Genomic DNA, 13,343 nt, shown 5'->3' on the forward strand with positions numbered 1-13,343 from the left:
GAAACAGAAGACGCTATTTTTTCCTGTCGTGCCGGGAAAGCCGCTCCAGCAGGCGGTCGTAATAGGTGTCGTCATCAAGGTTCAGGGGACGCTGATGCTTCATGCGGGCCTGCAGGATCATGAACCGCAGCTTCTGCATCTGGCGCACGCGCTCCTGCTCGTCCTCGCAATGTTCCAGCATGTCGGCCAGATTGCTGATCTCCTTGCGCTCGGCCAGTTCCGGCGGCACACAGCCTGCGTTGCGCAGCACCTTGTAGGCCATGCGCAGCTCCGGGGGAACATGGCTGTCGTCTTCCAGTTCCAGCGGTTTGCCCCGGCCGGGAAGGTCATCAAAATCGCCCTTGGCCATGGATTCTTCGATACGGCGCTCGGCAATGGACTGGATGACGGACCAGGGACTGACCTCAGACATGTTTTTCCTCCGTATCGGGAGCATCGGCCCAGAGCTTTTTCCACTCCATGATCAGCTTGAGGGCCGCCAGCGGCGAGAGCTCCTCGGGATCCAGGTCCCGCAGCAGCAGGACCAGCGGATGCGGCCCGGCGGCCGGTGCGGCAGGGATGTCGATGGGCAAAGACGGGGGCTCCTCGCGGGCGACCCGCTTTTCCATGCCGGGAAGCGCCAGCGTCTCCGTCTGGGGCGACATGCGCTTTCCCTCGCCCCGGCTTTGCTCCAGTTCCGCCAGGATGGCCCGTGCCCGCTGCACCACCGGCGCAGGCACGCCTGCCAGGCGGGCCACCTCCACGCCATAGCTGCGGTCCGCAGGGCCGGGCACCAGCTTGTGCAGGAAGAGGATGTCGCCCCCGTATTCCCGGATGGCGATATTCATGGTGAACACGCCGGGCACGCGTTTTTCCAGCGCCGTCAGCTCGTGATAATGGGTGGCGAACAGGGTGCGCACTTCGCCATGCGCCCGGGCCGCCAGATCTTCCACCACGGCCCAGGCCAGGGCAACACCGTCATAGGTGCTGGTGCCGCGCCCGATCTCGTCCAGGATGACCAGGCTGCGCTTGGTGGCCTGCCGCAGGATACGGGCCGTCTCCATCATCTCGACCATGAAGGTGCTCTGCCCCTGGGCCAGATTGTCCGAAGCGCCCACACGCGAGAACAGCCTGTCCACCAGCCCCAGGCGCGCCCGTGTGGCCGGGACCATGGAACCGGTCTGCGCCAGCAGGCAGATGATGGCCACCTGCCGCAGCACCGTGGACTTGCCCGCCATGTTGGGGCCGGTGAGCAGGCACAGGCGGCGCCGGGCATCCAGCGTGATATTGTTGGGCACGAAATTGGCCGCGCCTATCATGGCTTCCACCACCGGATGGCGGCCTTCCTCGATGCAAATGTCGGCACTGCCGTCCAGTTCGGGACGGCACCAGCCGTTACGGCGTCCCACCTCGGCAAGGCTCTGCCAGTAGTCCAGATGGGCGATGACGTCCGCCATGTGCAGGATGCGCTCCCGCTGCTGGGCCATGAAGGTACGCAGATCCTGATAGAGCTGATATTCCAGCGTCTTGCGCTTTTCGGAAGCGGAAAGGAGCGCTTCTTCCAGCTCCTTGAGGGCGGGCGTGGTGAAGCGTTCGGCATTGGCCAGGGTCTGGCGGCGGATGAAATGTTCCGGTACCGGCCCGCTGTGCGCGGCCTTGCTCAATTCGTAATAATAGCCGAAGACCCGGTTGAACCCCAGCTTGAGCTTGGCGATGCCGGTCTCCTGCTGTTCGCGGGCCAGCTCTTCCTGCAGCTTCTGCTCGCCGTGCTCCACCAGATCCAGCAGGCGGTCCAGCTCGGCATTGTATCCGGCCTTGAACAGGCCGCCGTCCGTGATGACTACCGGCGGGCTGTCCACCAGCGCGCTGCGCAGCAGATGCGCACAGTCGGCCAGATCGTCCCAGCCCTTGAGCAGCTCATGGATGACACGGGGCGCGTCCTCCCCGTTCTCCTGCCCGGGCAGCGGATATTTTCCATCCAGGGGCTGCGTCAATGCCGCCAGAACGGCAGGCAGGGCCGCAAGGCTGTTGCCGAGGGCGATGAAATCCCGCGGGGTGGCCCGGTTGACCGTCACGCGCGTGGAAAGGCGCTCCAGGTCATAGACGTCCTTCAGGGCTTCCCGCAACAGGGCCCGGCGGTTGTCATCATCGTGCAGCAGGGCCACGGCGTCCTGCACGGCCAGGATGGGGGCCGCTTCGCGCCACGGATGCCGCAGCATGTCTTCCAGCAGGCGGCCGCCCATGGGCGTCATGGTATCGTCCAGCACATGACGCAGGGTCCCCTTGCCCTTGCGGCCGTTGAGGCGCTGGAAGATCTCCAGATTGCGTTCCGTCACGTCGTCCACCAGCATGTGACGGCCCAGGTCCAGCGGCTGGAAGGGCATCAGATGCTCGGGACGGCGCTTCTGGGTCTGCTCCAGATAGACCAGCAGCGCGCCGCAGGCCCGCACGAGGCAGGGCTTGTTCTGCAGGCCCAGGGCTGCCAGTTCCTGCACGGACTGGGCTTCCAGCAAACGGCGTTCGGCCTTGCGGGCGTCGAAACCGGCCACGGGGCGACGCAGCAGGCGCACGCCTTCCAGCAGGCATTTGGGCGGCAATTCCTTGTCGTCCGGCACCAGCAGCTCGCGCGGGGCCAGCTTCTGGATCCATTGCCAGAGCTCGGGCAGGCGCTTCACCTCCATGCCGGACCACTGGCCCGTGGAGATGTCCGCCCAGACGAAGGCCCCGTTGTGTCCCTCCCAGAAAGCGGCTCCCAGATAATTGTGGCTGCGGGCGTCCAGGTTGGCGTCTTCCAGTACGGTGCCGGGCGTCACCACGCAGGTCACGGCCCGTTGCACGAGCCCCTTGGCGGCCTTGGGGTCTTCGGTCTGGTCGCAGATGGCCACATGGAAGCCCTTGTCGATGAGCTGGGCGATGTAGGCCTGTGCGGCATGCCAGGGCACACCGCACATGGGCACGGGGTTTTCCGTGTCCCGGCTGCGGCTGGTCAGGGCGATCTGCAGTTCCCGGGCCGCGGTGACGGCATCGTCGAAGAAAAGCTCGTAAAAGTCGCCCATCCGGTAGAACAGCAGCGCATCAGGGTAGTCGGCCTTGATGCGCAGGTACTGCTCGAACATGGGAGTCAGCTTGGGAGTTTTTTCTGCCATATGCGTAATTGCGCAGCGGCGCCATCCAAGGACGACGCCGCTGCAGAAAAATGCGCCTGATGCGCGGGGGAAAGGGACTAGGCCTTGTCAGGATCGGGAGCGGTCACTTCTTCCGGCTTGGCCTCGGCCTTCTCCTTGGCGGGAGCGGCTTCGATGGCCTGGGCCTTTTCCTGGGAGACCTTGCGGAGGAAATCGCCGCGCGCGGTCTCACCGTCCAGGCTCTTCTTCAACTTGGCCACTTCACGTTCCAGAGCGGACACACGCCACTTGCTCTTCATGTAACGGGCCGTCAGGTGCATCTTGTCCCACAGCAGCAGGGCCACCGCCAGCAGGGCGCCCACGAAGAAGGCCACGATGACGATGAAGTAGAACGGCAGCGGGATGGACGTCATCTCAGGCACGAAGAAGAGATTGAGTTTGAGCGTCATGGCCGTCGACAGGGCCGTCTGGTTCTGGAAGAAGAAGACCAGACTGAAGAAAATCAGCAGAACAAGTAACAGGACCTTTATATAGCGCATAGTCTCCTCCTCTGCGCGGTGGTGTTCAAAACCTGTCGAAATACGGCTTCAGATGAGCATAGCTGCTGCGCAGGTGTTCCGGGATCGTGCGCACTTCATCCATCACGGCCATAAAGGAGGAATCCCCGTTCCAGCGCGGCACGAGATGGAAGTGCAGATGTTCCCGGATACCGGCTCCGGCAGCCTGCCCCTGGTTGAGGCCAATATTGATGCCTTCGCAGTGAAAATGTTCCTGCAGCACCAGCGTGCAGCGCTGCATCAGGTCCATGATCTCGTGCGTCTCATCCGTTTCAAGCTGGGCCAGCGCCATCACATGCCGATAGGGACAGACCATGATATGCCCGTTGCTGTACGGGAATTTGTTCATGATCACAAAAGCATGCCTGCCCCGGTACAGGACCAGCCGCTCCTCGTCTTCATCCCTGCTTTCGGGAAGACAAAAAACACAGCTGTCCGGCTTGGGGCCAAGGATGTACTCGATGCGCCAGGGCGTCCACAATTGTTTCATTTTCTTTTCCTCAATACACGGCTTGCGCTTCAAGGGCAAGTCCTGCCCTGAACGCCGCTCTTTTATTTAGGAAATACGCCTTCCTGCCGGGCCATGTCCAGCGCCAGACGACGCTGGCTGTCCGCATCCGGGGTCTCTCCGTCCAGCTTGCCGACCAGTACGGCCCGCAGGATGCGCCCGAACAGCGGTCCCGGCGCGATGCCCATGTCGCGCAGATCCCGGCCGTCGATATCCGGCTTTTCACGGCGCCACTGGGTGATGTAACGGGAAAGGTTCTTTTGCAGCCCGCTGTCTTCAACACCGGCCATGATGTAGAGCAGGAACTCCAGCGAGAACTTTTCCAGCAGCAGATACAGCTCGCTGATCCTGCCTGTTCCGGCCTCAAAGGCCTTTTGCCAGCGGGCCAGCTTGGGCTGCACATGCCGCATGGACTCCCGCTGCTGCAAGATCTCCTGCTTGCGTCCTTCGGGCAGCCCCAGGGCGGCGAAATTGGCGGAGACTTCGGCATAGTTCAGCCGGTGTCCCAGGGCCAGGAAGTAGATCAGCCAGTTCTCGACGCTCTCATCGAAATACAGCAGGCGGTACCAGTTGAGCATGGAACGTACCTGCTGCAGGATCTGGCGCTTGCTCGGCGTCAGGGTCAGGGAGGGCCCCAGAGCCCGCAACAGGCCCAGCCCATCCAGGCGCTCGAAACAGGCCGCGGGATCGTCTTCGTCACATATGTGGGTATATTCGTTGAAGATACGCTTTCCGGACAGTTTGTCCAGCATATGCAGGCTGAGCAGGTTCTTGATGAGCTTTTCCGCGCTGGGCCCGATATGGAAGCCATACCGCTGTTCAAAGCGCACCGCCCGCAGGCTGCGTGTGGGGTCTTCCACGAAACTCAGGGTGTGCAGCACGCGCAGCACGCCTTCCTTGATGTCACGCTGCCCGCCGAAAAAGTCTACCAGCTGCCCGTAGGGCGTGCAGTCCAGGCGGATGGCCAGGGCATTGATGGTGAAGTCGCGCCGGAACAGGTCCATCTTGATGGACGAAAGCTCCACCGTGGGCAGCGCCGCCGGGGATTCGTAATACTCCAGGCGCGCGGTGGCCACGTCGATGCGCTGTTCCAGGCCGTCTTCGTCATGGTAGATGACCATGGACGTCAAAAACTTGCGGTGTTCACGCACACGGCCGCCCAGTTCGGCGGCCAGGGCCCGGGCAAAGGCCACGCCTTCGCCCTCCACCACGAAATCCACGTCATGGTTGGGCCGGTCCAGCAAAAGGTCGCGCACGAAGCCGCCCACCACATAGACAGGCATGTTCAGCCGCTGCCCCAGACGGCCCGCCAGCTCCAGCAAATGGCGCACCCGTGCGGGCAGACGGTCACGCAGCAACTTGGCCACATTGCGCTCGCGCGAGTTGTTTTCCTGATAGTCCAGGACCTGACCGGGCTCGGAGGTCATGACGTTGATGAGGTCCGTGCGGGTCACAACCCCCACCACCAGATCCTTGTCCACGATGGGCACCAGACGCTGCCGGCCGCCCACGATGATGGACGAGATGTCCCGCAAAGGCGCATCCGGGGCCAGGCTCTTGATATTGCGACGCATGTAGTCGTCCACAGGCCGGTCGCCCAGCTTGTGGCTGGTGGCGCGGGAAGCCGTCTGGGCATCCAGGATGCCGATGCAGCGGCGTGTCCCGGGCTTGAAGACAGGCACGGCCTTGAGGCCGAAATGCATCATCAGGGTATCGGCCTCACGCATGCTGCGGTCCGACTCGATCCCCACCGCCGGGGACGACATGTAATCGCTGGCGGTCTTTTCCGGCCCTGCCTGCATGTGCAGATTGCGCACGATGGCGTCATGGACCTCGTTGAGGGTCAGGTTGCGGATGGAGGCCGACGCGGCATAGGCATGCCCGCCCCCGCCCAGCTCCGCACAGATGCGGCCCACATTGATGGCATCGCTGCGGCTGCGGGCCACCACCTGCACCCGGTCTTCCATGCGGCCCACGGCAAAAAGCACCGTGAACTTCTCCATCTCCATCAGCCGATGGGCCAGATAGGCAAAATCCCCCAGGTAGTGTTCCATGGAGGCCTCGGCGATGACCACCGGCTCATTGTTGATATGGTAGACGCGCGCCGATTCCAGCAAACTGTTGAGGGCCCGCACATGCAGGCTGGTCAGCTCATGGGCCGCCATCTCGTTGATGGCGTTGACATCCATGCCCTGGGTCAGCAGCCAGGCGGAACTTTCAAAATCCAGCGGCGTGGTGGAACTGTAGGTGAAAGAGCCCGTGTCCCCGTAGATGCCGAGCCCCAGCAGGGTGGCGTCCGCGGCTTCCAGCACGATCCCCCGTTGCCGCAGCTCCCGCACCAGCAGGGCCGTGACCGAGCCCACGGTCTCCACATGGCTCGTCTGGGCCGGGACATCCTCGGACGAGGCCGGATGATGGTCCCAGACCTCGACGGTCACCCCTTCCCTGTCCAGCAGGGTCGACACATGCCGGACACGCTCCCGCTGGCGCGTATCCACCAGCACGAGATGCGTGATCTCGTCCCAGGGGATGTCGGCACTTTCGGTCAGATGGTAGCGTTTGGCATCCAGCGAGGCCACGACCTTTTGCAGGCCGCGCTCCTGCGTCCCGGGGAACAGCAGCAGACTGCCGGGGTAGAGGAAGTGGGCAGCCAGCATGGCCGCAAAGGAATCGAAATCGGCATTGGCATGGCAGGTGACCAGGATCCGGGGAGAAGATGCGGACATTACGACTGACTCCGTGGATGGAACTGCCTGTGCAGGGCATGGAGGCGCTCGGCCTGCACATGGGTATAGATCTCGGTGGCGCTGATGTCGGCATGGCCCAGCAAAAGCTGTACGGCCCGCAGGTCAGCCCCGCCTTCCAGCAGGTGGGTGGCAAAGGAATGGCGGAAGGTGTGCGGCGAGATGGAGCGCCGTATGCCCGCCAGCAAGGCGTATTTCTTGACCATCTTCCAGACGTACTGGCGGCTCAGGCCCTTGCCGGAACGGTTGAGGAAAAGGTAGCGGCTCTGGGGTGAAAAGTCGTCACGCCAGAAGGACAACCACTGCTGCAACAGATCGAGCACCAGGGAATGGAGCGGCACGAGCCTGTCCTTGGCGCCCTTGCCCGACACCAGCACCAGCCCCCGCTGCATGTCCACATCCGCCACCAGCAGGTTGCAGACCTCCGAGACGCGCAGGCCCGCCGCATAGAGCATCTCCAGCAGGCAGCGGTCACGACGGCCGCATTTCTCGCGCATGTCCGGCAATTGCAGCAAGCGGTCCATCTCGGCCTTGCTCAGGACTTCCGGCAGATACTGGGGCAGACGCGGGCTTTCCAGCAGGCTGGCGGGATTGCTCTCCAGCAGGCCTTCTTCCACCGTGTACTCGAAAAAGCCGCGCAATGCCGACAAGCGCCGGGCCAGCGTGCGTCCCGCATTCTTCCGGGCTCGCAGCCAGGCCAGATACAGGAACAGGTCATGTTCATCGAGGCTGGTCTTGTCGCCGGCGTCCAGCTCGTCGAGGAAAAGAAAAAAATTTTCCAGATCCTGCCGGTATGAGACCACCGTACGCATGGAAAGGCCCCGCTGGGCCAGCAGGTATTCCCCCCAGGCCGGGATCTGTTTTTTCAGGATCTGCAGGGATCGCTCCGTCGCCTCAGGCAATACACTTTTTTCCGTCATGTCATCATGCTAGCTGCCTTGGACGGATTGGGCAAGATTTTTGACAGCATCCGGGCAAATGTCTACAAGGAGGCCATGACTGCACCGACCATCACCGTTTTTGTCTGTCTGGGTTCCAACACTCCCGATGCCGCCCATATGCTCTCCCTGGCCGTGGAGCGGCTGCGTGCCCTGCCCCGTGCCCGGGTGGATGCGCTCTCCGGCATCTACCTGACCGAGCCGCAGGACTATGCGGATCAGCCCTGGTTCCACAATCAGGTCGTCCGCATGGAGCTGGAGACCGACTGGACCCCGCAAAGCTTCGTCCGGGCCTTGCTGGCGGAGGAAAAGCAGCTGGGCAGACAGCGTAGCAGCGATCCGGCCCTGCGCTTCGGACCGCGCTGCATCGACATGGACCTGCTGCTCTTTGGGGACAGCCAGTGCGACGCGCCGGAAAGCATCGTCCCCCACCCGCGCATGTGCCAGCGCGCCTTCGTCCTCATCCCTCTTTGTGATGTGGGCGCCGCCTGCCGCATCCACGGACGTACCCCGGCGCAATGGCTGGCCGGGCTCGAGTATCGACAGGAAGGTCAGAGAATTTTTCAGTGACGCGCAAAAACTCTTATGCTATCCTGGGTTGCGATAAAGAATGAGACCCTGCTCTACGCAGGAGAAGGAGAGCGACCATATGTGGAAATGGCTTGTGCTGGGTCTGGCCGTTTACGTCCTGTACCGACTGTTTGCCAATGATTTTCTGAAGAAGAAAAAGGAAAACGCCGAAGACCAGGCCGCTGAAGTCGAGCGCAAGGTCGCTGCCGGCGAAATGGTCAAAGACCCTGAATGCGGCACCTATGTCTCCGTGGACGGTAATATCTCCGTGCGCGACGGCGACAAGGTCTACCGTTTCTGCAGCTACGAATGCCGCGACAAATTCCTGGAACGTCTCCAGGAAGGCGGCCGTGAGCTCCCGCCCCGCGACTGAGCGGCATTGTTCATCCCCATCGCAAAGCCCGTCAACGCACGGGCTTTTTCGTTGGACGGACAGCGGGGCCCCACGCCCGCGGGAAAGCCCCCCCGGGGAGGGACGCCCGTTCCTCTTCCCTGCACGATGCCTCCCGGCAATCATAAAATCGTCGTTTCCGACGCTCCCTTCCCTGTCGTCCATGCGGCGGCAGGTCCCCAGATATGGACTGCCCGGAGCCCCGTGACCGGGCCCTGGGCAGTTCCCCTTCAATCCGTGATGGGGAGATGCCAGTGCGGCTCCCCGCCCAGCGGATGGACATGCTCATGGCTATGCCGGACGTCTGGCGCGCAGCTCAGCAGGCGTCCTTCCCGGATCGTCCAGTACTCCCCGCAGACACGGGAAAGAAAATCCCAGTCATGGGAAATGACCATCCGGGCCGTGGGCAGGTCGCACAAAATGTCGATGAGCCGCTGCCGGGCCTCCTGGTCCAGATCATTGGTGGGCTCGTCCAGCAACAGGGCCTCCGGTTCCATGGCCAGTACCGTGGCCAGCGCCACCAGTCTCCTTTCCCCTCCCGACAGATGGTGCGTGAGGCGCTGCTCGAAACCGGCCAGGCCCAGACGCCGCAGTGTGGCCCGGGCCTGTTCCGCGGCTTCCGCCGCCGAAAGGCCCAGATTGAGCGGCCCGAAGGCCACATCCTCCAGGACCGTGGGGAAAAAGAGCTGATCCTCGGCATGCTGGAGCACAAAGCCCACCTTGCAGCGCAGGGCATGGAAGTCCTTTTCATCATCCAGGGCCTTTCCGTGGAAGCGTACCAGCCCCTTGCCGGGACGCACCAGCCCGGTGATGCAGCGGAACAGGGTCGTTTTGCCGCTGCCGTTGGGCCCGTAAAGACCCGCCCGCTGACCGGCGGCCAGCGTGAATGAGACATCATGCAGGACAGGACGCTGCCCGCGCGTGCCTGAATAGGTCACATCCACCTTTTCCAGACTGAAAATACTTTCCTCAGCGTTTACCGATCGGCCCACAGGATGCTCCCTCCTGCTTCTGTCCACAGGATGCAGGCCAGACAGGATGCCGTGGCCAGCGCAAAACAGATATCCACCGGACGCAGACAAAAGCTGTCCAGCGAATGAAAACGTCCCGAAAAACCGCGCAGGCGCATGGCTTCATGCGTACGCTGGGCACGCTCATGGCTGCGCACCAGCAGCAGCCCCAGCAAGGAGGCCACTGTCCGGTAGGTATGCAGGTCCGTACGCGGCCGGAACCCGCGCAGGCGGGCCGCCGTCACCAGATTCTCCCATTCCGCGGCCAGCAGATGGATATAGCGGCCGGTGAACAGGAACAGGAAGACGAGCTTGTCGGGACAGCCCAGACGCTCCAGGGCATGGCCCAGCGTCGCGGCGGGCAAGGTGGCCACCAGGGACAGGAAAACACAGGCAATGGCATTGGACTTGAGTGTCACCAGCAGGGAAAGGTACAGGCCTTCCCTGCTGACCTGGATGAAATGCCACTGCCAGACCACTGTCCCGGGCGTCGTCCAGGGCGTGACCAGCCACAGGAACAGGATGAACATGTTCACTGCCGCCAGGCGCCGCCACAGGGGCCGCAGGGGAGCCCGTGCCAGGCCCAGCAGGACGCAGCCCAGCCCCAGGCCCAGGCAGCAGGCCGTCACCTGCCGCAGCAGGGCCAGGGCCACGGCCAGCAGCACGGCCAGCAGCACGCGCATGCGCGGATCGATCTGCCGGATGAAGGAATCCCGGACAAAAGGCTGGTCAAACATCGGATCATGCTAGGGCCGGCGCCGGGAAAAGTACAGTCCGATGCCCACCAGGCCCATGATCCAGCCCAGACCGCCCACGATGTCCCGCAGGCCGGGCTCCGCTTCGCTGCTGGCGGCAAGGGCACGCCGCACAGGGGCCAGATGCCGGTCCAGCGCCGCATCGACGATCGCTTCCACATCCTTGCGGCTCAGGGTCGCCGTCACGCCGGCCGGAGCAGCCGCTCCGCTCCCGCCATCCGCGGCCGGTCCGGTTGAAGGGGCCCCTGTCCCGTCTTCCGCCACCGGCACCGTCGTCCCCGTCCCGGCAGCAGGCAGCAGACTGGAAAATTCAGCAGCATCCATCTGCCACTCGTTCTGATGCCCTTCCCCGGCCAGGATGCGGATACGCAATCCGTGCCCCTGGCGAACGACTGCGGGGACCGGGAAGGCGAACGCCCCTTGCCCGTCCGTCCTGCCCTGCAGCAGTTCCCTGCCGGTCTGCGCGTCAAAGACGATGACCGTCCCCTGCCGTACCGGCGAATCCCGGCGGAAAGAGCATTCCACCCGCACGGTCTCCCCTTCCAGCCAGGCGAAGATATTGACCCGGTGCGCCTGCGCGGCCCCGGCAAACACGAGGAGCAGCATCAGGCACAGGCCCCCCGCACAGATCCTTGTAAGAGAGCTCATGCATCCTCCTGTCCGTTATCCGGCTGCACCGGGGCCATGCCCAGCAGCTCCGGGCGCACGCGCATGATGAAGGAGACCGTGAACATGGTGACCAGCCCCTCTGCCAGCATGACCGGCAGGTGCGCCAGCAGCAAAAGCTGTGCCGCCAGCCAAAAGCCCTCGTCCGTAAATGCCAGCGCCAGCGCCGTCAGCACGGCGGCCAGGGCCACCCCCAGGGCTCCGCCCATAAAGGCGCCCGCGCGCGCGCCTCCCATGCCGGGGCACAGACGGCAGACGGCCCGGAAGACATACCAGGAAGCCACAGCGGCAAAGCCCATGGTAAAGGTATTGACCCCCAGCACCGTGATGCCGCCGAACTGGAACAGCAGGGCCTGGAGCAGCAGGGCCACGAGGATGGACGGAAAGGCCGCCCAGCCCAGCAGGACACCCACGAGTCCGTTGAGCACCAGATGGGCACTGGCCAGGCCCACCGGCACATGGATGAGCGAAGCCACGAAAAAAGCAGCCGACAGGATCCCCACGGTCACCAGACGGTCATACTCCAGCCTGCGCAGGCCCTGTGCCGTCCCCGCCAGGGCCAGGACAGCGCCGCCCCCCAGGACAGCCGGAGAAAGAACACCTTCCGCGATGTGCATCGTTTTTCCTTCACGGCAGCGGACAGACCCGCTGCCGTGCTGACATCAGTTTGCGCCTACTTTTTCAGCGGCGCCGTAAAATCCATCCAGATCACCGCACCCAGCTCCACGTCTTTGGGCGAGCCCTGGTGATCCATTTTTTCCTCGGCCGTGTTCAGGGCGGCAAAGCCCCACCAGCCCGCCCAGGGGACACTGTATGTGAAGACGCCCTCCTCGTCAGCCTTGATCACCTGGGTCGTGAAATGGGCATTGGGGACCGCATACGCGGCATCACGATTGTAGTATTCCACTTCCACCACGGCACCGGGCACGGGCTTGCCGTCCAGCAGCACGCACCCCTGGAAGACATTGCCGCTGTAATTGGCAAAAGGACGGGTCAGAGGAACGATCTCCGTCTTCAGCCCCAGAGGGACATCCCATCCTTCTTCCTCGCCGAAGGCCGCCACCACGGTCTTGGTATAGTGGATGATGAAGCAGTCTTCCGCAGGCTCAAAATAAGGGGCAGGCTCCATGGCGAACTGGTACACGCCGGGCCGCTTGATGCTATATCCCGCCCGCCAGGCCTGATGCCCGATGATGGAAACCGGCTTGAGCGAGGATGCAAGATCTTCCGTCTTGCCGTCCACCGTGACAGTCAGGGCCTTGGGACGCTGCATGTCCATGCCCTGCATCTCCATGGGATGCGAGAACGAAACATCCAGCGTCAGGGATGCGTCCTTTTTTTCCATCACCGTCGAGGTGGACGGGATGATCATGCCAAAATGGGCCTCAGCCTGACCAGTGAGGCAGATGAGCAGGGCAAATGCCGTGCACGCTGTCTTCCACATGCTGCTTTCTCCTTGGAGTTCGTGTACTGGGGGAGGATCCCCCGTCTGCTGTTGTCCAGGTGTCCACGAGTAACACGATTTTCAAAAAAATAGCAACACAAAAAGTCAGCCATGCGACCGCGCAGTTTTTGCGACACGAGGTCCATCCGCTCAAACTGTTTCCCCGGTGCCGTGCTGATCCGCAGCCACCGTTGCAAAAGGCGAAGGTGTACCGACGGGCTGCCGCAGTCTTGCACTGTGGCGCAGGAAGCGGCGGATCAGGCCTGGAGGCGCCGCAACGTCTGCCTGCCCGCCGCCGCGCCATCCGCCCCCTGAGGCAACGACCGCCATGACCTGAGGGGTATCGAGGATGGGGGCAGGGAGAGCGGTCGCCCCGTGTCGGTGCCACCCGACACCCCAGCCCTCCTGTTTCCGCTCACCAGCCATCAGGACAGAGGCGGGAAAGCCGCGCTTTTCCCCCGCAAAACGGTGTGCATCCCCCCAGACGGGCATCCGCTCTCCTCTGCCCGCCGTGCTTTCCTTACATCTTCCCCCCACAGCCAAAGCTCCCCGGCCTGTACCGGGGACAACCAGGGACCCCACCGGCAAAATTGCGGAAGGGAAGTCCTGCCGCTGGGGGATCGGGCAGGCAGACGCGCCGTGCGGAGGCGCGCCAT

Annotated in this window: 13 protein-coding genes; 2 read left to right on the top strand and 11 right to left on the bottom strand. The window is 63.3% G+C overall.

The annotated features are described in order from the left end of the window. Nucleotides 1–13: 13 nt before the first annotated feature. From ACQRCJ_RS10640 to xerD, 6 genes are all read right to left on the bottom strand, one after another. Entirely contained in the window at nt 14–412 is a 399-nt protein-coding gene (locus ACQRCJ_RS10640; protein ID WP_168935296.1) for a DnaJ family domain-containing protein, read from the bottom strand. Continuing rightward, nucleotides 405–3,125 carry a DNA mismatch repair protein MutS gene (gene mutS / locus ACQRCJ_RS10645; protein ID WP_427799775.1) on the bottom strand — a complete coding sequence of 907 codons (2,721 nt, stop codon included), beginning with the start codon at nt 3,123–3,125 and terminating at the stop codon, nt 405–407. The genes ACQRCJ_RS10640 and mutS overlap by 8 nt, the downstream gene beginning before the upstream one ends. Before the next feature lie 77 nt (nt 3,126–3,202). Next, entirely contained in the window at nt 3,203–3,643 is a 441-nt protein-coding gene (locus ACQRCJ_RS10650; RefSeq protein ID WP_168935298.1) for a lipopolysaccharide assembly protein LapA domain-containing protein, read from the bottom strand. Nucleotides 3,644–3,668: 25 nt separating this feature from the next. After that, complete coding sequence (locus ACQRCJ_RS10655) at nt 3,669–4,151, bottom strand: HIT family protein (protein ID WP_168935299.1); 483 nt, start codon at nt 4,149–4,151, stop codon at nt 3,669–3,671. 62 nt (nt 4,152–4,213) lie between these two features. Continuing rightward, on the bottom strand, nt 4,214–6,895 hold the full coding sequence (locus ACQRCJ_RS10660) for a CBS domain-containing protein (protein ID WP_303868206.1): 2,682 nt from the start codon (nt 6,893–6,895) through the stop codon (nt 4,214–4,216). Beyond that, nucleotides 6,895–7,833: a site-specific tyrosine recombinase XerD gene (gene xerD / locus ACQRCJ_RS10665; protein ID WP_006005039.1), complete on the bottom strand. Its 939-nt coding sequence runs from the start codon at nt 7,831–7,833 to the stop codon at nt 6,895–6,897. Before xerD ends, ACQRCJ_RS10660 begins: the two co-directional genes overlap by 1 nt. 75 nt (nt 7,834–7,908) lie before the next feature. Here xerD and folK point away from each other — a divergent pair, with 75 nt between their 5' ends. Then, nucleotides 7,909–8,421, top strand: coding sequence for a 2-amino-4-hydroxy-6-hydroxymethyldihydropteridine diphosphokinase (folK, locus tag ACQRCJ_RS10670; RefSeq protein ID WP_304026557.1), 513 nt, complete (start codon nt 7,909–7,911; stop codon nt 8,419–8,421). A 79-nt stretch (nt 8,422–8,500) separates the two neighbouring features. Next, nucleotides 8,501–8,794 (top strand): transcriptional regulator, encoded by a 294-nt coding sequence (locus tag ACQRCJ_RS10675; protein WP_168935302.1) that lies wholly within the window; start codon nt 8,501–8,503, stop codon nt 8,792–8,794. Between the two features lie 248 nt (nt 8,795–9,042). Here the strand turns inward: ACQRCJ_RS10675 and ACQRCJ_RS10680 are convergent, their stop codons facing one another. The 5 genes from ACQRCJ_RS10680 to ACQRCJ_RS10700 are packed head-to-tail and all read right to left on the bottom strand — an operon-like array spanning nt 9,043 to nt 12,687. Then, complete coding sequence (locus tag ACQRCJ_RS10680; protein ID WP_303931520.1) at nt 9,043–9,804, bottom strand: energy-coupling factor ABC transporter ATP-binding protein; 762 nt, start codon at nt 9,802–9,804, stop codon at nt 9,043–9,045. After that, a complete protein-coding gene (gene cbiQ, locus ACQRCJ_RS10685) occupies nt 9,789–10,559 on the bottom strand; it encodes a cobalt ECF transporter T component CbiQ (RefSeq protein ID WP_427799776.1) in 771 nt (256 codons plus the stop codon). Before cbiQ ends, ACQRCJ_RS10680 begins: the two co-directional genes overlap by 16 nt. A gap of 9 nt (nt 10,560–10,568) precedes the next feature. Continuing rightward, nucleotides 10,569–11,225: a cobalamin biosynthesis protein CbiL gene (locus tag ACQRCJ_RS10690; protein ID WP_168935304.1), complete on the bottom strand. Its 657-nt coding sequence runs from the start codon at nt 11,223–11,225 to the stop codon at nt 10,569–10,571. Next, entirely contained in the window at nt 11,222–11,860 is a 639-nt protein-coding gene (gene cbiM, locus ACQRCJ_RS10695) for a cobalt transporter CbiM (RefSeq protein ID WP_427799777.1), read from the bottom strand. The genes ACQRCJ_RS10690 and cbiM overlap by 4 nt, the downstream gene beginning before the upstream one ends. Before the next feature lie 56 nt (nt 11,861–11,916). Further along, complete coding sequence (locus ACQRCJ_RS10700; RefSeq protein ID WP_303956054.1) at nt 11,917–12,687, bottom strand: DUF4198 domain-containing protein; 771 nt, start codon at nt 12,685–12,687, stop codon at nt 11,917–11,919. Nucleotides 12,688–13,343 lie beyond the last annotated feature (656 nt).

Source organism: Desulfovibrio sp. SGI.102 (assembly GCF_050314315.1).
GTDB lineage: Bacteria > Desulfobacterota > Desulfovibrionia > Desulfovibrionales > Desulfovibrionaceae > Desulfovibrio.

Coding starts and splice junctions, on each gene's coding strand:
- ACQRCJ_RS10690 (WP_168935304.1), bottom strand. CDS start 11,225: ATGAGCTCTCTTACAAGGATCTGTGCGGGGGGCCTGTGCCTGATGCTG.
- ACQRCJ_RS10640 (WP_168935296.1), bottom strand. CDS start 412: ATGTCTGAGGTCAGTCCCTGGTCCGTCATCCAGTCCATTGCCGAGCGC.
- mutS (WP_427799775.1), bottom strand. CDS start 3,125: ATGGCAGAAAAAACTCCCAAGCTGACTCCCATGTTCGAGCAGTACCTG.
- ACQRCJ_RS10660 (WP_303868206.1), bottom strand. CDS start 6,895: ATGTCCGCATCTTCTCCCCGGATCCTGGTCACCTGCCATGCCAATGCC.
- ACQRCJ_RS10655 (WP_168935299.1), bottom strand. CDS start 4,151: ATGAAACAATTGTGGACGCCCTGGCGCATCGAGTACATCCTTGGCCCC.
- cbiM (WP_427799777.1), bottom strand. CDS start 11,860: ATGCACATCGCGGAAGGTGTTCTTTCTCCGGCTGTCCTGGGGGGCGGC.
- cbiQ (WP_427799776.1), bottom strand. CDS start 10,559: ATGTTTGACCAGCCTTTTGTCCGGGATTCCTTCATCCGGCAGATCGAT.
- ACQRCJ_RS10675 (WP_168935302.1), top strand. CDS start 8,501: ATGTGGAAATGGCTTGTGCTGGGTCTGGCCGTTTACGTCCTGTACCGA.
- folK (WP_304026557.1), top strand. CDS start 7,909: ATGACTGCACCGACCATCACCGTTTTTGTCTGTCTGGGTTCCAACACT.
- xerD (WP_006005039.1), bottom strand. CDS start 7,833: ATGACGGAAAAAAGTGTATTGCCTGAGGCGACGGAGCGATCCCTGCAG.
- ACQRCJ_RS10700 (WP_303956054.1), bottom strand. CDS start 12,687: ATGTGGAAGACAGCGTGCACGGCATTTGCCCTGCTCATCTGCCTCACT.
- ACQRCJ_RS10650 (WP_168935298.1), bottom strand. CDS start 3,643: ATGCGCTATATAAAGGTCCTGTTACTTGTTCTGCTGATTTTCTTCAGT.